At 57.9% G+C, this 19,809-nt stretch carries 10 protein-coding genes and 1 pseudogene; 7 read left to right on the top strand and 4 right to left on the bottom strand.

Going from position 1 to position 19,809, the window contains the following annotated elements; genetic code table 11:
- Positions 1–16 precede the first annotated feature (16 nt).
- The 5 genes from ALO64_RS03110 to glgB all read left to right on the top strand — a co-directional run bounded on the left by ALO64_RS03110 (position 17) and on the right by glgB (position 11,063).
- Positions 17–2,128, top strand: a complete 2,112-nt coding sequence (locus ALO64_RS03110; RefSeq protein ID WP_044344596.1) for a putative bifunctional diguanylate cyclase/phosphodiesterase — start codon at positions 17–19, stop codon at positions 2,126–2,128.
- A gap of 102 nt (positions 2,129–2,230) precedes the next feature.
- Positions 2,231–2,977, top strand: coding sequence for an SDR family oxidoreductase (locus ALO64_RS03105; RefSeq protein ID WP_044344595.1), 747 nt, complete (start codon positions 2,231–2,233; stop codon positions 2,975–2,977).
- 499 nt (positions 2,978–3,476) lie between these two features.
- Positions 3,477–5,495, top strand: coding sequence for an alpha-1,4-glucan--maltose-1-phosphate maltosyltransferase (locus tag ALO64_RS03100; protein ID WP_044344594.1), 2,019 nt, complete (start codon positions 3,477–3,479; stop codon positions 5,493–5,495).
- Between the two features lie 19 nt (positions 5,496–5,514).
- Positions 5,515–8,841, top strand: coding sequence for a maltose alpha-D-glucosyltransferase (gene treS, locus ALO64_RS03095; RefSeq protein WP_044323661.1), 3,327 nt, complete (start codon positions 5,515–5,517; stop codon positions 8,839–8,841).
- Entirely contained in the window at positions 8,838–11,063 is a 2,226-nt protein-coding gene (gene glgB / locus ALO64_RS03090) for a 1,4-alpha-glucan branching protein GlgB (protein ID WP_044344593.1), read from the top strand. Before treS ends, glgB begins: the two co-directional genes overlap by 4 nt.
- 30 nt (positions 11,064–11,093) lie before the next feature.
- Here glgB and ALO64_RS03085 read toward each other — a convergent pair.
- Positions 11,094–12,794 (bottom strand): annotated as a pseudogene (locus ALO64_RS03085) (autotransporter family protein); the annotation flags it as partial.
- Positions 12,795–12,834: 40 nt separating this feature from the next.
- Positions 12,835–14,028: an MFS transporter gene (locus ALO64_RS03080; protein WP_044344592.1), complete on the bottom strand. Its 1,194-nt coding sequence runs from the start codon at positions 14,026–14,028 to the stop codon at positions 12,835–12,837.
- Between the two features lie 164 nt (positions 14,029–14,192).
- On the opposite strand from ALO64_RS03080, the gene ALO64_RS03075 reads away from it, so the two are divergent.
- On the top strand, positions 14,193–15,326 hold the full coding sequence (locus ALO64_RS03075; protein ID WP_004665526.1) for a lactonase family protein: 1,134 nt from the start codon (positions 14,193–14,195) through the stop codon (positions 15,324–15,326).
- Positions 15,327–15,389: 63 nt separating this feature from the next.
- On the opposite strand, the gene ALO64_RS03070 is transcribed toward ALO64_RS03075, so the two are convergent.
- Both ALO64_RS03070 and ALO64_RS03065 read right to left on the bottom strand, forming a co-directional pair.
- Complete coding sequence (locus ALO64_RS03070; RefSeq protein WP_082303434.1) at positions 15,390–16,979, bottom strand: ABC-F family ATPase; 1,590 nt, start codon at positions 16,977–16,979, stop codon at positions 15,390–15,392.
- Positions 16,980–17,376: 397 nt separating this feature from the next.
- A complete protein-coding gene (locus tag ALO64_RS03065) occupies positions 17,377–18,225 on the bottom strand; it encodes an LPS biosynthesis protein (protein ID WP_044344590.1) in 849 nt (282 codons plus the stop codon).
- Positions 18,226–19,083: 858 nt separating this feature from the next.
- Here ALO64_RS03065 and ALO64_RS03060 point away from each other — a divergent pair.
- A complete protein-coding gene (locus ALO64_RS03060; RefSeq protein ID WP_005732846.1) occupies positions 19,084–19,785 on the top strand; it encodes a DUF3053 domain-containing protein in 702 nt (233 codons plus the stop codon).
- Positions 19,786–19,809: the final 24 nt, after the last annotated feature.

Below are 19,809 nucleotides of genomic sequence, written 5' to 3'. Positions count from 1 at the left end.
GGCTCCAGGTGCGTTTATGTTGATTGGCAGCTACACCCCGTCGCTCGTCGTGGTCTCCGTTCTCGTCGCAATTGTTGCTGCGTACACTGCTCTCCATCTGGTTGGCCGTATTATTTCGGCCAGGGGCCGCGCCGTTTATGTATGGATTGCGGGAGGTGCTTTCGCAATGGGCGTTGGCAGTTGGTCGACGCACTTCATCGGTATGCTGGCATTCGTCCTGCCTATCGACGTTGGCTATGATGTGCCGTTGGCACTGTTGTCCTTGCTGATCGCAATACTGTCTTCCGGTTTCGCGCTGTGGCTGGCCGCCCGACCGCTATTATCCGCCGCGCAGATTGGCCTGGGTGGGTTGTTGCTGGGGCTTGGCATCAGCGCCACGCATTACACCGGCATGGCGGCAATGCGCATGCAACCCGGCATCGAATACACGCCCTGGTTGTTTGCGCTTTCCCTGGCGATCAGCATTGCCGCCTCTGCGGCGGCGTTATGGATAGCGTTTCGTCTTCGCCAGCAAAGGCCCAGGATATACCTGATGCGTGCGGTAGCGGCAATTCTGCTGGGAACGGCCATCATCGGTATGCATTACACCGGCATGGCGGCGGCCACCTTTGCCGATGGCAGCTTTTGTGGTGCGTTGCCCGATGGATTGAGCAGCAATGGACTGGACAGGATTGTTCTGGTCGCCAGTCTTTCGATACTGGGTATCGCGCTGTTCAGTTGTATTCTCGACTCCCACCTCGAGACACGTACCGCTGTCCTGGCCAATTCCCTGACTGAAGCCAATCAGGAGCTTACCCACCTGGCTCTGCATGACAACCTCACCGGGCTGCCGAACCGTGTGTTGTTGACGGATCGCATCGAGCAGGCGATGAAGAAAGTCAGCGAAAGCGGCGGCTGCTTTGCGTTGATGTTCATGGACCTGGATGGTTTCAAACCGGTGAATGACGCATTCGGCCACCATACCGGGGACTTGCTGTTGCGGCAGGTCGCTTTGCGTCTTCGTAACAACCTGCACCGGCACGACACGCTGGCAAGGATCGGTGGTGATGAATTCGTGCTGCTGGTCGAACTGCATGACCCGCAGGATGCGTTGGCTGTCGCAACGCGTCAGGTCAATGAAATAGGCAATCCGTTTACCATCGGCGAGCATCAATTGCAGATCTCGCTGAGCATCGGCATCTGCATGTACCCGGGCAATGGCAATACCCAGCACGAACTTCTGATCAACGCCGATGCCGCCATGTATCACACCAAAGCGACCGGCAAGAACGGCTACAGCTTTTTCGATGCCTCGATGAACAGCAACGCACGCAATCAGCTGCAGATGTCTCAGGACTTGCGTAAGGCGATCAAGCACAGGCAGTTCTGTATCTATTACCAGCCCAAGTTCGACGCTTTGACCGGACTGCCCCTGGGCGCAGAAGCGCTATTACGCTGGAACCATCCGGAACAAGGCGTTATGGGCCCCGATCAGTTCATCGCCATGGCAGAGAAAACCGGCCTGATCATTCAGATCGGCGAGTGGGTACTGGATGAGGCTTGCCGACAGATGCGTGAGTGGTACACCCAGGGCTACGCGCACTGGCGCATTGCGGTGAACCTGTCAGCGTTGCAGTTCTGTCATGCCGGGCTGGTCACTGCGGTGGCGGATACCCTGGCCAGACATCAGCTCCCGGCCAACTGCCTGACCCTGGAAATCACCGAGACTACGGCCATGCATGACGCCGATGCCAGCCTGGCGGTGTTGCAAAGGCTGTCGGAAATGGGCGTGGATCTATCGATTGACGATTTTGGCACCGGTTACTCCAGCCTGATGTACCTGAAGCGCCTGCCTGCCAATGAAATCAAGATTGATCGAGGTTTCGTGCGTGACCTTGAGCATGACACCGACGATGCCGCCATCGTGTCGGCCATCGTTGCGGTAGGGCAGGCGTTGAACCTGCGGATCGTCGCCGAAGGCGTAGAAACAGCGGTTCAGAAGCGCTTCCTGACGCACTTGGGATGTCACTCCCTGCAAGGCTTCCTGCTCGGTTATCCTTTGCCGGCGGAGCAATTTCTCGACGAAATTCGCGCCGCCGAGGCGAAAGCGGCAGTCGACGTGCCCGATGTTGGGCAACCGGCTTTCTGAAGCGCATGGATGGCGCTGGACGGCAAAGGCTGGCACGATCAGAAACGTCTGGCTAACCTGCGGGTGTTAGCTGCGCCTTGATGCTGGCTTCTGAGAAAAATCATGGAAAAAGTCCTCATTATTACCGGTGGCTCGCGCGGAATCGGCGCAGCCACTGCGCGTCTGGCCGCTGTACAGGGCTATCGGATCTGTATCAATTATCTGTCTGACCATGCCGCAGCCGAAAAGACGGCAGGGCAGGTCAGGGCCCTGGGTGCTCAGGCGATCACCTTGCAGGCGGACGTCAGCAACGAAGACGAGATCATGCGCCTGTTCTCCAGGGTCGATTCGGAACTCGGCCGCGTTACCCATCTGGTCAACAATGCAGGCACGCTCGCTCAGGCTTCAAGAGTTGAGGACATGTCCGAATTCCGAATGCTCAAAATGATGATGACCAACGTGGTCGGACCGATGCTGTGCAGCAAACATGCCTTGTTACGCATGCTGCCGAGTCACGGCGGGCACGGTGGCAGTATCGTCAACGTATCCTCGCTCGCGGCCCGCCTGGGCTCGGCGGGCGAATATGTGGATTACGCCGCTTCGAAAGGCGCGCTGGACACGTTCACCATCGGGCTTTCCAGGGAAGTGGCCGGGGAGAACATTCGCGTCAACGCGGTGCGGCTGGGGTTCATCTTCACCGACTTTCATGCCCTGAGCGGCGATCCGTTCCGCGTCAGCAAACTCGAGGGCGCACTGCCCATGGGCCGTGGGGGGACGGCGGAGGAAGTGGCCGAGGCCATTCTCTGGCTGCTGTCGGACAATACGTCGTATGCCACAGGAACGTTCATCGATCTGGCGGGCGGGCGCTGAAGGCGTGCATGGTCTGGCAAGCGCCTTCAGATACCGCTTACTGACTCGTCACACCGTTACAGGTGGCGCATTGGCGGGCGGGTCGCCTACCGGTGTTTGATCGGGTAGAGGCGGTGAGGGGGGGGCTCCTGCTCGGGTACTGGCTCGGGCAGAACGGGGTCGTCGATGTTTGGATCAGGTACTTCTACTGGATTGGGTAGAGTCATGGTTGCAGCCTCCTTGTTGACCCTTTTTACGACCCCCCGGCTTGATTGATGATTCAATTGATTTTAACCGGATCACCCTTGCCCGATTGTTCTGCCCTGCCTTTGGCTCATGTTCAATGCGCCCACCTGACAACCTCAAAACCTTTGAACTTTACCTTCGTTGACCGCTCGGAACCTAGGCAGCTGAATTCGACGAGTCTTCTGCATTTCGCGATTGTCCGCTGCCATACCGTCAATTTTTCCATTGCATGGAATGCACAGGAGCGTCCCTGGGGCGTGAGGAGTGATGCTCGATGAGTGAACAGCCATATGGTCCGGATTCCCTGGCCACCGATGTACCGCACCCAACCCAACCCTTGTCACTGACCCAGGCGCTGCAATTGCCCCGCATCGTGATCGAAGACACGCTGCCAGTGATCGACGGTGGCCTGTTTGCGGCCAAGGCGATCATCGGGCAACCGGTCACCGTGACCAGCAAGGTCTACGCCGACGGGCACGACAAAATGGCGGTCAATATTCGCTGGCGTGCTGCCGATGAGGACACCTGGCATAGCGCGCCAATGCACGAACTGGGCAATGACAGCTGGGTCGGTGAGTTCACCCCGACTTCGGTCAGTCGCTATGTGTTTCGCCTTGAAGCCTGGATCGATCAGTTCGGCAGCTATCGTTACGAACTGGACAAGAAGTTCGGCGCTGGTGTGCCTGTCGACCTGGAACTGGAAGAGGGGCGCATTCATCTGGTGCATGCCGCTGAGCGCAGCCAGCACGATCAGCGCCAGCAGATTGAAAGCCTGCTAGGTCAGCTGGAGCAGGGCGATAAAGACGAGAAAGTCGCGTTGCTGTTGCACAGTGAAACCGCAAACCTGATGAAGCTGGCTGATAATCAGGCCTTCCTGAGTCGTAGCGTTGAATTTCCGCTGGATGTCGAGCGTGAGCTGGCGCAGTTCGCCAGCTGGTACGAGCTGTTTCCTCGCTCGATCACTGATGACCCTGCGCGCCACGGCACCTTCAACGATGTCCATTCGCGTTTGCCGATCATCCGCGACATGGGTTTCGACGTATTGTACTTTCCGCCGATTCACCCGATCGGCCGTGCCCATCGCAAGGGACCGAACAACTCTCTTACCGCAGGGCCGGATGATCCGGGCAGCCCGTACGCAATTGGCAGCGAGGATGGCGGTCATGAAGCCATTCACCCGCAGTTGGGCAGCCGTGAAGACTTCCGTAACCTGGTGAAGGCTGCAGCCGATCACGGGCTGGAAATCGCACTGGACTTCGCCATTCAATGTTCGCAGGACCACCCTTGGCTCAAGCAGCATCCGGGCTGGTTCTCATGGCGTCCGGACGGCACGATCCGCTATGCGGAAAACCCGCCGAAGAAGTATCAGGACATCGTCAACGTCGATTTCTACGCGCCTGATGCCATTCCTGGTCTGTGGCTGGAATTGCGTGACATCGTTCTGGGCTGGGTGAATGAAGGCGTGAAGATTTTCCGCGTCGATAATCCGCACACCAAGCCGCTGCCTTTCTGGCAGTGGATGATCGGCGAGGTGCGCAATCAGCATCCTGAGGTCATGTTCCTTGCCGAAGCGTTCACCAAGCCTGCCATGATGGCGCGGCTGGGCAAGGTCGGTTACAGCCAGAGTTACACGTATTTCACCTGGCGCAACACCAAGGCAGAGCTGTCCGAGTATTTCACCCAGCTCAACGAAGTGCCTTGGCGTGACTGCTATCGCCCGAACTTTTTCGTCAACACACCTGATATCAACCCGCGCTTCCTGCACGAGTCTGGCCGTCCTGGATTTCTGATCCGTGCAGCGCTGGCCACCATGGGCTCCGGGCTGTGGGGCATGTATTCGGGGTTTGAGTTGTGTGAAGCGGCACCGATTCCCGGCAAGGAAGAGTATCTGGACTCGGAAAAGTACGAGATTCGCGTTCGGGACTATGCCGCACCGGGCAACATCATTGCCGAGATCGCCCAGCTCAACCGCATTCGCAGGCAGAACCCCGCGCTGCAAACGCACTTGGGCTTGAAACTGTATAACGCGTGGAATGACAACATTCTGTACTTCGGCAAGCGTTCGGCGGATGGCAGCAACTTCATTCTGATTGCCGTCAACCTTGACCCCTTCAACGCACAGGAAGCAGATTTCGAGCTGCCGCTGTGGGAAATGGGCCTGCCGGATGACGCGGCGACGTCGGGTGAAGACCTGATGACCGGACACCGCTGGACCTGGTACGGCAAGTATCAGCACACGCGTCTTGATCCATCACAACCGTTTGGAATCTGGCGCATCCAGGCTGCGCAATAACACTCCCAAGGAGTCAGTAATGGCCAAGAAGCCCGGTGACGCGACATTCATCAAAGACCCGCTCTGGTACAAGGATGCGGTGATTTACCAGGTTCATGTGAAATCGTTCTTCGATTCCAATAACGACGGGATCGGCGATTTCGCGGGCTTGATCGAAAAGCTCGACTACATTGCCGCGCTGGGGGTCAACACCATCTGGTTGCTGCCGTTCTACCCGTCGCCGCGCCGGGACGATGGCTACGATATTTCCGAATACCGCGATGTGCATAGCGATTACGGCACCATGGCCGATGCCAAGCGCTTCATTGCCCAGGCGCACAAGCGTGGCCTGCGGGTGATCAGTGAGCTGGTTATCAACCATACGTCCGACCAGCACCCGTGGTTTCAGAAAGCGCGTCATGCCAAGCCCGGCTCAAAGGCACGGGATTTCTATGTCTGGTCGGACACCGACCAGAAGTACGACGGCACGCGGATCATTTTTCTCGACACAGAAACGTCCAACTGGACCTGGGACCCGGTCGCCGGGCAATACTTCTGGCACCGTTTTTACTCCCACCAACCAGACCTGAACTTCGATAACCCGCACGTACTTGATGCGGTGCTTGAAGTCATGCGCTTCTGGCTGGACCTGGGCATTGACGGTTTGCGTCTGGACGCTATCCCATACCTGATCGAACGCGATGGCACCAATAACGAGAACCTTCCGGAAACCCATCAGGTGCTCAAGCGTATTCGCGCCGAGATCGATGCGAACTACCCGGACCGCATGCTGCTGGCCGAGGCCAATCAATGGCCGGAAGACACCCAGCTGTATTTCGGCGACAGCAAGGGGCCGGATGGCGACGAATGTCACATGGCGTTTCACTTCCCGCTGATGCCGCGCATGTACATGGCGCTGGCGCAGGAAGACCGCTTTCCGATCACCGATATTCTGCGCCAGACACCGGAAATTCCGGAGAATTGCCAGTGGGCGATTTTCCTCCGCAACCACGACGAACTGACCTTGGAAATGGTGACGGATCGTGAGCGTGATTACCTCTGGAATTACTATGCCGCTGACCGCCGCGCGCGGATCAACCTGGGTATTCGTCGACGCCTGGCACCACTGGTTGATCGGGACCGCCGCCGGGTCGAACTGTTGAACAGCATGCTGTTGTCGATGCCCGGCACGCCGACGTTGTATTACGGTGATGAGATCGGCATGGGCGACAACATCTATCTAGGCGACCGGGATGGTGTGCGTACGCCGATGCAGTGGTCGATCGACCGCAACGGCGGCTTTTCGCGTGCAGATCCGGCCAGCCTGGTATTGCCGCCGATCATGGACCCGATGTACGGCTTTCAGTCGGTCAACGTCGAAATTCAGGAGCGTGACCCGCACTCGCTGCTGAACTGGAATCGACGCATGCTGGCGGTGCGCAAACAGCAGAAGGCATTCGGGCGTGGCACGCTGAAAATGCTCTCGCCGTCGAACCGCCGCATTCTTGCGTATACCCGCGAGTACACGGCACCCGATGGTCACAGCGAAGTGGTGTTGTGTGTTGCCAACGTTTCCAGCGCCGCTCAGGCTGCAGAGCTTGAGCTGTCGGCTCACGCAGGCACAGTGCCGGTGGAAATGCTCGGTGGCAGCGCATTTCCGCCTATCGGGCAGTTAAGCTATTTGCTGACGCTCCCGCCGTATGGTTTTTACTGGTTTTTACTGGCTTCGGAGAATCAAATGCCCAGTTGGCACGTTGAACCCGCGCAGAGCATGCCGGACTTCCCGACCCTGGTGCTCAAGAAGCGCCTTGAGGAGTTGCTCGAAGAGCCGCTGCGCAGCACCATGGAAAAAACGTCACTGGCTGTTTATTTGCCAAAACGCCGCTGGTTCGCAGGCAAGGGCAAGGACATAGAGCAGGTCAATATCGCGTATGCGGTGCGTTTCGGCGATGAGGCGCACCCTGTGTTGCTCAGCGAAATAGAAGTGACTGCAGACGGCCAGACCGATCGCTATCAGCTGCCATTCGGCTTGCTCGCCGAAGACGACATCAGCAGCGCGTTGCCACAGCAACTGGCACTTGCCAGAGTGCGGCGTAATCGTGATGTAGGGCTGATCACCGATGCGTTTACTCTGGAAACCTTCATTCGTGCAGTGATTCAGGGCATGCAGTCGGATACGGTCATCCCCTGCGCTGACGGCGAGTTGCGTTTCGAGCAAAGTTCGCAGCTGGCACCGCTCGCCCTCACCGCAGAGTCGGAAGTGCGCTACCTGTCTGCCGAGCAGTCGAACAGCTCGGTGGTCGTCGGTGGCAGCCTGGTGCTCAAACTGATTCGTAAAGTCAGTGCCGGGACGCACCCGGAGCTGGAAATGGGTGCTTTCCTGACCAACGCTGGCTTCAAGAATATCTCGCCGTTGCTTGGCTCTGTGGTGCGTGTCGGCAACGACGGAAAACCGAATCTGCTGATGATTGCCCAAGGCTACCTGAGCAATCAGGGTGACGCTTGGGAGTGGACACAGAACAATCTGGAACGCGCAGTACGCGATGAGTTGGCGCATGGCGTTTCCGGCCAGGAACAGCATTACAATGCGTTGCTGGAGCTGGCGGACTTTTCGCGTAGCCTTGGTCAGCGTCTCGGTGAAATGCACCAGATTCTGGCGTCGCCTACCGACAATGCAGACTTCGCTGTTGAAGTCACCAGCAGTCAGGACAGCAAGGCCTCCGGAACCAGCGTCAATGCTCAGCTTGAGCGCGCCTTGCAACTGCTTGAGCAGCGCAAGGGCGATCTGGAACAGGACGATCAGCAACTGGTCAGCGATTTGCTTGCACAGCGCAAGCAGATTCGTCAGCGCGTCGAAGGTCTGGCCAAGCGCTCGGCAGGTGGCCTGCGGATTCGCGTGCATGGTGACTTGCACCTCGGGCAAGTGCTGGTGGTCAAAGGCGATGCCTACCTGATCGATTTCGAGGGTGAACCGGCCCGCGCACTTGAAGAACGCCGTGCCAAGCACAGCCCGTTCAAGGATGTCAGCGGTGTTTTGCGCTCGTTTGACTACGCTGCCGCCATGGCAGTACGCAGCGCACAAAGCGTCGATACCTCGCCTGAGGCTGCCGGTGCTCGCAAACGTGTCGCCGAGACCTACCTGGCGCAGGCGCGGGAAGCCTTTATCGAAGGTTATCGCTCGGCAACGAGCGGAATGGCTCATGCCTGGAAAGATGCAAAAGGGGAGGACGCCGCACTGGAATTGTTCACCCTTGAAAAAGCTGCTTATGAAGTGATCTACGAAGCCGAGAATCGTCCAGCCTGGTTGGCCGTTCCCTTGCAAGGCTTGCGTGGGTTGCTGCAACCGTCTGATGGAGAGCCAATATGAATGCGCCTCACAAAACCGGCACAGGCCGCCGCGCGATTCCCGCTGCTGCGGACCTCGACGCGCTGATCCGCGCGGAACACCGTGATCCTTTCTCGATCCTGGGTCCGCACGGTGACGGCGGCAGCGGGCAATACGTTAGTGCCTATCTGCCCGCTGCGTTGAGCGTGCGTCTGCTGGCCAAAGATGATGGTCGCGAGCTGGGCGAGATGGAAATGAGCGAGGTGCCGGGGTTTTTCGTCGGTCATCTCGAACAGCCACAGCCTTACCTGCTGAAAATCCAATGGGCTGGCGGCGAGCAGATCACCGAGGACCCTTACAGCTTCGGTCCGCTGCTGGGCGAGATGGACCTTTATCTGTTTGCCGAAGGCAACCACCGCGACCTGAGCAGTTTCCTGGGCGCGCAAGTGACCAACGTCGATGGCGTCGACGGTGTGCGCTTTGCGGTCTGGGCGCCGAATGCCCGCCGTGTGTCGGTGGTCGGCAGTTTCAACAGCTGGGATGGTCGTCGTCACCCGATGCGCCTGCGTCACCCGACCGGCGTATGGGAGATTTTCGTTCCGCGTCTGCAGCCCGGTGAAGTCTACAAATACGAGATCCTCGGTGCCCACGGGATTCTGCCGCAGAAAAGCGACCCTATGGCTCTGGCCACTACGCTGCCGCCCGACACCGCGTCAAAGGTCTCTGCGCCACTGCAATTCGAGTGGAACGACCAGGAATGGCTGCAATCACGGACAGGCCGCCACGATGTTGCCGCGCCGCTGTCGATCTACGAACTGCACGCAGGCTCGTGGCAGATGGAGCAGCACGAAGACGGTCAATGGCGACAGTACAACTGGCGCGAGCTGGCTGACCGCTTGATTCCCTATGTGAAGGAACTCGGCTTCACCCACATTGAGCTGATGCCGATCATGGAGCATCCGTTCGGGGGTTCATGGGGCTATCAGTTGCTGGCCCAGTTTGCACCGACCGCTCGCTACGGTTCGCCGGAAGATTTCGCTGCGTTCGTCGAGGCCTGTCATCGGGCTGAAATCGGCGTGATTCTTGACTGGGTGCCTGCGCATTTCCCGACCGATACCCACGGCCTGGCGCAGTTCGACGGCACCGCGCTGTACGAGTACGCCGACCCCAAGGAAGGCTTCCATCAGGACTGGAACACGCTGATCTACAACCTGGGGCGCACCGAAGTTCATGGCTTCATGCTGGCTTCGGCGTTGCACTGGCTCAAGCATTACCACATCGACGGTCTGCGCGTGGATGCGGTGGCGTCAATGCTGTACCGCGACTATTCGCGTAATGCAGGCGAATGGGTGCCAAATCGCTTTGGCGGACGCGAAAACCTCGAGGCAATCGACTTTCTGCGTCATTTGAACGACGTAGTTGCGCTGGAAGCCCCAGGGACCATGGTGATTGCGGAAGAGTCGACCGCGTGGCCGGGTGTCAGCGAGCCGACCCAGCAGGGTGGGCTGGGCTTCAACTACAAGTGGAACATGGGCTGGATGCATGATTCGCTGCAGTACATGGAGGAGGACCCGATCAATCGCGGACACCACCACGGCAAGCTGAGCTTCAGCCTGGTGTACGCGTGGTCAGAGCGCTTCGTACTGCCTATTTCCCATGACGAAGTGGTACACGGCAAACATTCGCTGATCGACAAGATGCCGGGTGACCACTGGCAGAAGTTCGCCAACCTGCGCGCTTATCTGTCGTTCATGTGGACGCACCCGGGCAAGAAACTGCTGTTCATGGGCTGTGAATTCGGTCAGTGGCGTGAGTGGAATCACGACCGTGAACTGGACTGGTACTTGATGAAATACGCTGAACATATTGGCGTGAAGAAGCTGGTCAGTGACCTGAACCGAATCTATAGTCAGGAAAAGGCGTTGCACCAGCGCGATGCTGATCCAGCGGGCTTCCAGTGGCTGATCGGCGACGACCAGGCCAATAGCGTGTTTGCCTACCTGCGCTGGAGCAATGATGGCGAGCCGCTGCTGGTGGTGGCCAACATGACGCCAGTGCCGCGCCTGGATTATCGTGTCGGCGCGCCGGTATCAGGTGCATGGACTGAGTTGCTGAACAGCGACGCGGAAACCTACGCAGGTTCTAACATGGGCAATGGTGGGGAAGTGAACACCGAAGACGAGCCAGCACATGGGATGGAGGCTTCACTGAAACTGAACCTGCCGCCGCTTGCCGTGCTTATCCTCAAACCGAAGAAAGACTGACCAGGGCGCATCCCCGCGCTGACGGTCGCATTACCACACCAGCCTGAAACCCAGGCTGGTGTTTACTCCCTCCGTTCCTTGTTCGCCCAGATCAACAAGGTAATCAGCGCTCCAGTGCAGACTGGCCTTGCTGCTCAATGTCGCTATCATCCCGGCGCCGATACTGCCCGTCGTTGATCGATGCTCGGTTCTTATCTGCTCTGCATGATCGAATGTCAGAGTGTCATGGCCGTCTTTGGTGTGCCAGAGGTTGGCTCGCAGATAAGGCGCTATCGGTACGCTACTGAATTGATAGCGCCCCTTGAAACGTATGCCGATGCGCCCTGCGGTGTAAGACTGACTGTCGAATCCGAGATGGGCAATGCCGTCATGCTGATCCTGAAGGTCTATGCGTTGGTAGATGATCTGTAGCTGAGGCTCTGCAACCCAGCGCTGTGAGAGTGGCAGCGGATACCCGGCCTCTGCAGACAGGCTCATCACATGGCCTTCAATGTCGACACCTGTGCCCCTGACGGAGCGGCTGCGGCCGTCCAGGCGAGTGCCCATCGCGACTGCGTCAACGTACCCGCCACCGGGTGTCGTCAGCGTCCAGTAGGCCCCCAGGCTTTGCCCGCTCAGTTTCAGGTGCCCTGTTTCGTAGTTTCTGAAACCCTCAGCAAAACCCTGCACTTTGCCATCCAGACGGTTATGCGCGACGAACAGCCCGACGCGCTGGCTGCGCCCGTTTTCCAAGTGCCAGGCATACAGATCATGGCCGATCTGGTAGCCCTTGAATGAAGCGTCCAAGCCTGGGCTCACGTCTCCAGACCAGCGTTGCCTGAAGTCGCTGCCAAACACACGTGCCCATCCGGCAGGCGCCATGCCGTATTCAGTCAGTAGCGCCTGATCACCCTGGCGCTCATGAAAGGTGCCCAGCGAACTCAGCGCCAGGACCGCAGCGCTTGGCGCTGCCACTGAATAGTTGGCGACCTCGGGGCGGTACAACGCGATGGGCGCGGCTCCGCGAACGGGTTCCGGCAGTGGCGGTGTTCCGATCGCGGGCACTGGCAGTGCGGCTGCCGGGAGGACCGGGGCCGGGGTGGTCGGCGCAGGCTCAGGCTCAGGCTCAGGGTTTGGGAGCGGGGCGGGCACAGGTTGCGGTGTTGGTGTCGGCTCAGGTGTCGGCTGGGGAGTTGGCTGTGCAAGTTCGGGGAGGGGCTCGACAGGGGGCGGCGCTGGCGTTGGCGGCGCAATCACCGCAGAGCGCAGGAACCAGCTGTTCTCCGAGCCGGCAGTGGCGCCGCCCTTGAACAGGTAATACTGATAAGCGCCTGCAGACAGCGGACTTTGCAACGAAAAGGCGCTGCTATCGCTGGTTGCACCGTTGATGGCTTGTACCACTTCAATGCCGTTGCCAAGGGTCAGGGTGCCCAGCCCACCCGCGTTGCTGACGATCATGCGCGTAGAACCACTGATCCTACCCTGTGCCACCACCAGTCGGTCGCTGGCGGATGCATCATCGCCCAGTGCCGAGAGCAACAGCAGCCGCCCGTTCTGGCCGGTGTAATTGCCGTTCACCGTCAATGTGCCAGTGAGCGCACTGCCTGCATCGCGCACGTCCAGCGTTCCGGCATTCTCTAATGAAGCGAGGGATGCTGCGCGGAAGGGCGCAATGCTGCCCGAGGTCGAGATCAGCGTACTGCTGGAATCAATGTTCAGAACGCCGGTGTTACTCACGCCGTCACCAAGGACCGGAATTACAAGTAAAAAACTTATGCGCTAAAGGTAGTGTTCATGCTGGATATGTTTGGTTGGCGGTGCGGCGTGATAACCAGATTGTCAGCGCCAGCGCGCACGCCGACAGCAACGCCGCGTAAAAAAATATCCAGTCATAGCCCTGACCCAAGGCAATAGCCCCCATTACAGGGCCGGCAATTGCCAAGGCCAGATCGAAGAACACAGCGTAGGCACTCAGGCCTGCGCCTCGGCTGGGGGTAGTTACGCTTTTGATCGCTTCCACGCCCAGCGCCGGGTAGACCAGTGAAAGCCCCACACCGGTCAGTCCTGCCCCAGCCAGAGCAATGCCGCTGCTCGGTGAAAGCCAGAGCATCAGCAGTCCGCAGATCTCCACAGCCATGCAGACGATGGCCGCGTTGTAGCCGCCGAGGCGGTTGATGGCACCGATGAACAGCAGGCGGGCGAGGATAAAGCACACGCCAAACATGCTCAGGCAATAGGCCGCACCTTCCCAGCCGCGGCTTAGATAAAACAGGGTGATGAAGGTGGTCAGCGTGCCGTAGCCGATGGAGGACAACGTCAGTCCCAGACCATAAGGCGCGATCCGGCCGAACACTGACCAATAGGGCAGGCGCTCACCGACTACGACCGGTACCGATGGCTTGTTGCGGATCAGCCAAAGTGCCAGCCCTGCCATCACGATCAAGGCGCCCCCCAGGCTGTTGAAACCCACGGCGTCGATGACAATCACTCCCAGCGGTGCACCAATGGCTATCGCACCATAGGACGCGATGCCGTTCCACGAGATTGATCGGGCCGTATGTTCCGCGCCGAGCTTGCCGATGCACCAACTGATAGTGCCAACTCCGATAAGCCCTTGGGAAACGCCGAGAAACAGTCGCGCAACGATCAGAATCGACAGGCTCAGCGTGGCAAACTCCTGAAGCAGCGTTGCCAGTAACGTCATGCTGCCACTTATGACGATGCCCCACAGTCCGAACACGATAGAGCGCTTGCTGCCCAGCGTATCGGTCGCCCGGCCGGCAAAAGGTCGACTCAGCAGCGTTGCCAGGTATTGCGAGGCAATGGTCAGGCCGGCAATCAATGGGCTGAAACCCAACTGGTCGTGAACATAGCCGGGTAGCACCGCAATAGGCAGACCGATGCACAGGAAGGCGATGAACGTGTAGAAAACGATGGAAACGATTTGCAGGGTAATCGTCATGGAACCGGAGTGTGCGGCAGGCATTGGGCTCTTCGCTGGCAGGCGGTGGGAGTGCCTCATCATGGCGTGCACTGTGACTAAAAGAAAGCAGGCTAACGGTTTTATATGGGCGGGTTATCAGGCAGTTGCTGTTCTGCAGATATGGTCATAGGATGACTGATCACACCACAATAATAAAAAGGTTCACCATGAGAAATATTCTGTTGCTGGCCGCTGCAGTCGGTTGTTCGTTTGGCCTGCCTGCCCAGGCAGCCACGTTTGCTTACATTTCCAGTCCCACTGACGGCCTTATATCCCAATACCGTCTGGATGAGCAGAGCGGCGCGCTCAGCCTGGTCGAGCAGACCAAAGCCGGAGACCAGGTCAATCCGATGGCCATCTCATCGGACGGCAAAGCGTTATTTGCAGCGCTGCGTTCCAAGCCTTATCAAGTGCTGAGTTTCAGCATCGAGCCTGCAACAGGGCATCTCAAGCCGCTGAGCCAGGCACCATTGGCCGAGAGCCTGGCCTACCTGTCTACCGATCGCAGCGGGCGCTTCCTGTTCGGCGCATCCTATGGTGCCGATTTGCTCAGCGTACAGCCCATCGATGCGCAACACCGCCCCAGCGACAGTATCCAGACCTACAAGACCGGCATGCATGCGCATTCGGTGCGCACCGACCCGAGCAACCGTTTTGTATACGCCGGTAATCTTGGCGTTGATCGTGTTCTGCAATACCGGCTGGAGCCAAAGGACGGCAAGCTTGTTCCCATTGGCGAGGGCTACGTTGCGGTTACCGAGAATACCGGCCCACGCCACTTGGCATTTTCGTCCGATGGCAAATTTCTGTACGTGGTCGGCGAAATGAGTGGCACTGTCACTGCGTTCGCGATTAACCAGAAAACCGGTGCGTTGAAGCAGACAAGCACGGCGGACGGTATCCCGAAACGCTTGAACCTGGCGCCGGGGCAAGCCCGCGATGCGCGCAACAATGATCTCAAGGACGATCCCACCCCGCGTATCTGGGCGGCAGACATTCGCCTCGCGCCGAATGGCAAGTGGCTGTTTATCAGCGAGCGCACTTCCAGCAGCGTGTCGGTGTTCAAGGTCGAGCCTGCCAGCGGCAAGGTGACGTTTGTCGAAAACTATCCGGTGCAGGAAAAACAGCCACGCAATATTGCGGTGTCACCCAATGGGCGCTGGTTGCTGGTGAGCGGTGAGAAAAGCGACAAGGTCGGCAGTTACGCCATTGCGGCGAACGGTGCCTTGCAGCGGGTCAGCGAAGCGCCCTCGGGCAAGGGTGCGCTGTGGATTGAAATGCTCAGCCAGCCGGGCCAGTAGCGGTTTTGAAAATAAAAAGCCCTGTCACATGACAGGGCTTTTTGCTGTAGCAGCCTGACAGGCTTAGAACGAAACGCCCTGGCTGCGCAGGTAGTCGTCGTAGGTACCGCTGAAGTCGATCACGCCGCTTGGGCTGAGTTCGATGATGCGGGTTGCCAGCGAGGACACGAACTCGCGGTCGTGGCTGACGAAAATCAGGGTGCCCGGGTAGTTTTCCAGCGCAAGGTTCAGCGCTTCGATGGATTCCATGTCCAGGTGGTTGGTCGGTTCGTCCATCACCAGCACGTTCGGTTTTTGCAGGATCAGCTTGCCGAACAGCATGCAGCCCTGTTCACCACCGGAAATCACTTTGACCGACTTGAGGATCTCGTCATTGGAGAACAGCATGCGGCCCAGAGTGCCACGTACCATTTGCTCGCCGCCTTGCGTCCACTGGCCCATCCAGTCGAAGAGGGTAGATTCGTCTTCAAAATCGTGAGCGTGGTCCTGAGCGTAGTAACCGATTTCCGCTGCTTCGGTCCACTTGACCGTGCCTGCATCGGGTTGCAACTCGTTGACCAGGGTGCGTAGCAGGGTGGTCTTGCCGATGCCGTTCGGACCGATGATTGCAACACGTTCGCCGGCTTCGACCTGGAAGCTGAAGTCCTTGAACAGTGTCTTGCCATCGAAGCCTTTGGCCATGCGATCGACAATGACCGCCTGACGGTGCAGCTTTTTGGTTTGTTCGAAACGAATGAACGGGCTGACACGGCTGGACGGCTTGACCTCGGCCAGCTGGATCTTGTCGATCGCCTTGGCTCGGGAAGTGGCCTGCTTGGCTTTCGATGCGTTGGCCGAAAAGCGGCTGACGAACGATTGCAGCTCGGAGATCTGCGCTTTCTTCTTGGCGTTGTCGGACAGCAACTGCTCGCGGGACTGGGTCGCCACGGTCATGTACTCGTCATAGTTGCCCGGGAACAGGCGCAACTCGCCGTAATCCAGGTCGGCCATGTGCGTGCACACGCTGTTCAGGAAGTGACGGTCGTGGGAGATGATGATCATCAGGCTGTTGCGCTGGGTGAGGATGTTTTCCAGCCAGCGAATGGTGTTGATGTCCAGGTGGTTGGTTGGTTCGTCGAGCAGCAGCACTTCCGGATCGGAGAACAGTGCCTGCGCGAGCAGAACGCGCAGCTTCCAGCCGGGCGACACTTCGCTCATCGGGCCGTTGTGCTGCTCGATGCCGATACCCAGGCCCAGCAGCAGTTCGCCGGCACGGGACTCGGCGGTGTAGCCGTCCATTTCCGCAAACTCGGTTTCCAGCTCGGCCACGGCCATGCCGTCGTCTTCGCTCATTTCCGGCAGCGAGTAGATGCGGTCGCGCTCGGCCTTGACCTTCCACAGCTCTTCATGGCCCATGATCACGGTGTCGAGTACCGTGAATTCTTCGTAGGCGAACTGATCCTGGCGCAGCTTACCCAGTCGTACGTTCGGCTCCAGCATCACCTGACCGCCCGAAGGCTCGAGGTCGCCACCGAGGATTTTCATGAAGGTGGACTTGCCGCAGCCGTTCGCGCCAATCAGGCCGTAACGGTTACCGGCGCCAAACTTGACCGAGACATTCTCGAACAAGGGTTTGGGGCCGAACTGCATCGTGATGTTAGCTGTGGAGATCAATTACTTTACCTATCAATAACTTGGGCAATAACTGGGGAGCGCTGGTGTCAGCGGTGTCGTGTTCGAGACACGACCGGAGCTGTTCAGCCTGCTCCGCCTGAGCATGAGCTGATCCAACGGGCATACGTCTACAGCAACGGCAGCCTGCCATGGCCGCGTTGCCGGGATATGAATGTGGGGGTTCATGCCAGACATTGGCGCGCATTGTCGCATAGGTCGGGCGGCAGTGACATGGTGGACAGTGCCGGATTGCCCAGTTGTCCACGTTCCGGCCTGCTCAGGAGCCTGTTGGGTAGCCTTGCTCAAAGCGTGTGCACAAGGCAGAGGCAGGCGCGATTTCAAAAGAAGTCGCAGAAGAAAGATACTGAGTCGTCAAATTGCCTGATCGGGAGGTCGTTTACGTTCGGCTAGCGCTGTAACGGGCAACGCTCACTTTAAGTCGGGCCTCATCAATGCTCAACTTGGGAATGACTTCATCCGGAACTCGCGAGCTGTCGGATAAATTGAACACTTGAAAATCATCCCCGACTACATGCTTCGACATAAGTTCCAGTGACGGGAGAATTCTTGATTCGTAGTGCTGGTCCAGTCCACAAGGCGAGCACACATCTGTCGACGATTCATAGAATCGGCCTGCAGACTGGTTCATATCAAAGCCCACGAGAAAGACGCTATCAAAACCAAGGTGATAAGACAATTGCAAGGCGAGATACATGACCGTGCGAGCGTCGAAAAACCCCAATTCCAGGTTTTTGCTGAAGCCGATATCCTTGCTTCTATGACTCCATAAAGACACTTTTCTGACCAGTGCGTCGTCTCGTGAGCAGAGCGCCGCAACCGTGGATAACCTCGGTGATTTCTTCAGCGCATAGGCGCGCCCGGAAGGCCTGGGAATGCCGGAGCTGAACTGGTCTTCCCAGAGGCCGACATTCTCGCTCTCGCGCATTGCCGCAGCGAACAGCTCGGGCTGCTGATTGGGAAAGTCCCGGTCAGTACACACGTAGAACAATGGTTTGATGTTCGTTTCTGCAAACATCGAGAACGCCCCGTTCATGGTAATCATGGGGACGTCCGAAAAATCTTGAATCGGGAAGTTTCGGGCAGATTGACCTGAGCCAATCAGAAGAACCGGGCCTTTTCTGGTGCCTCTGCATTTGCCGAAATCAAGTACGCGGGTAGGCTTCGGAGTATGGTCTTCAGCCGATTTGCGAAGATAAGCAGTCGCATTGATGGATTGACTAGTCATGACTACCCTGTAAGCACTAGTGGCAAATTAGTTGGGACATTTTGCGCGCAATACTGCTGGCTGGTGGCCATTAGTTCAACATCAAAGAGTTTCGAAAGCGTATCATACTGGAAACATCACGCCACAGATTGATGGCTAATTTTTGAGAATTTGCTATTCCTTTACAATGTTCTCGGATGTAAGGCATGGCGCGCGGCATTGTTTAATGTTAATTGGCCAGTATCAAGCTGGTGGTTAATGCTCCTGTCGCTAGATGCACTTAACGCAACAATACTGTGTATGCACACAGTCTTGGCGCTGTGCGAGGGAAGGAAGGCGGGAGAGGGTGAGGCTGCAAGGCCCGGCTATTACCGGGCCTCCTTGTTGTGGCGAATTTATTGATGGCTAATCGGATTTCCGTTCCTGCCGCTTCCTCCTGAACCAGCTCCCCAGCGCGTGGAAAGGGTGAATGAACATCGCAATCGCTCCGAGCAGAAAGACGATGGAGACAAGGATCAGGCCCAGGCCCTCGTGTGCAAACATAGTGATTGACTCCTGTTGTTCACTTTGTCGGTCCGCTGAAGACTAGCCGCTGAAACGTTTCATCTCATGAAGAAATGTTAATGAACTTTCCTAGCGGGGGCCGCGAGGCGAGCTTTTGCCTGGCTAGTGCTGCCGCGGCGAAGCTATGAAGTACTCGCGTTTGTTGACTCAAATAGCTGAGAAGGACCGGATTTTCCGTGAGCCGGTCTGGGGACGGAACTTCTCAAAATTCACCCGTCGCGGAACTAGATGAGGTGATGACGAGACTATAAGCACGCTCGCGTTCATCGGGCCGTGCCTATGAGCGCGCATTCTCATCACCCGGAGGTTCCTGACATGAAGTCCCTTTTCCGTCCAGTCTTGCTGCTGGCTGTTGCTTTACCCCTGTTGCTGACTGGCTGCGGGGATAAGGAGCCCGAACAACGCACTGCGTTCACTCAGTTCCTGCAAACCCGAATTATCGACAAGCCAGGTGTGCACGTTCCCAAACTGACGGACGATGAAAAGAAAGCCTTTGGTGACTACAGCTCGCACTATGCCGTTATTTCCGACTTCGGCGCGGGCATGGACACTGCAGTGCAGCCTCTCGCTGGCTTGATGCAGAAAGGATCCTTTCGCTCGGTAAGCGATGTCATTCAACGTCGCGCAGACCTGGCTGCCGTGCAGACAGGTCTGGATGAAGTCGGCGAGAAGTTGACCATCGAGCAGGGCAAGGCCGATGCGGCACATGCCAAACTCAAGCAGCCCGATGACTTGAAAGTCGTTTATGACAAGGCTTATGACCGGACTGTGAGCGTGCCCGCCAACACGTTCCGTGAAGTCTTGCCGCAAATAAAGGGCACGTTTTCGAGCGGCCTGAAGGTTGCCGATTATGTGGACGCGCACAAATCGCAAATCGATATCTCCGGTTCGGCGATAACCGTCAAGGACCCGGTCGTACAGGCTGAACTCAACAAATTGCTGCAAGAGCTGAACGAGCAGGGCAAAAACGCTCAGCAGGCTCAGGCTCGCCTGCAATCGCTCATGACCGGTCGCTGAGACTGATCTGAACCGCCCCGGGTT

It is taken from the genome of Pseudomonas meliae (assembly GCF_001400515.1).
GTDB lineage: Bacteria > Pseudomonadota > Gammaproteobacteria > Pseudomonadales > Pseudomonadaceae > Aquipseudomonas > Aquipseudomonas amygdali.
Note: the sequence above shows the minus strand (reverse complement) of the source record. Positions and strands in the feature narration are given on the sequence as shown.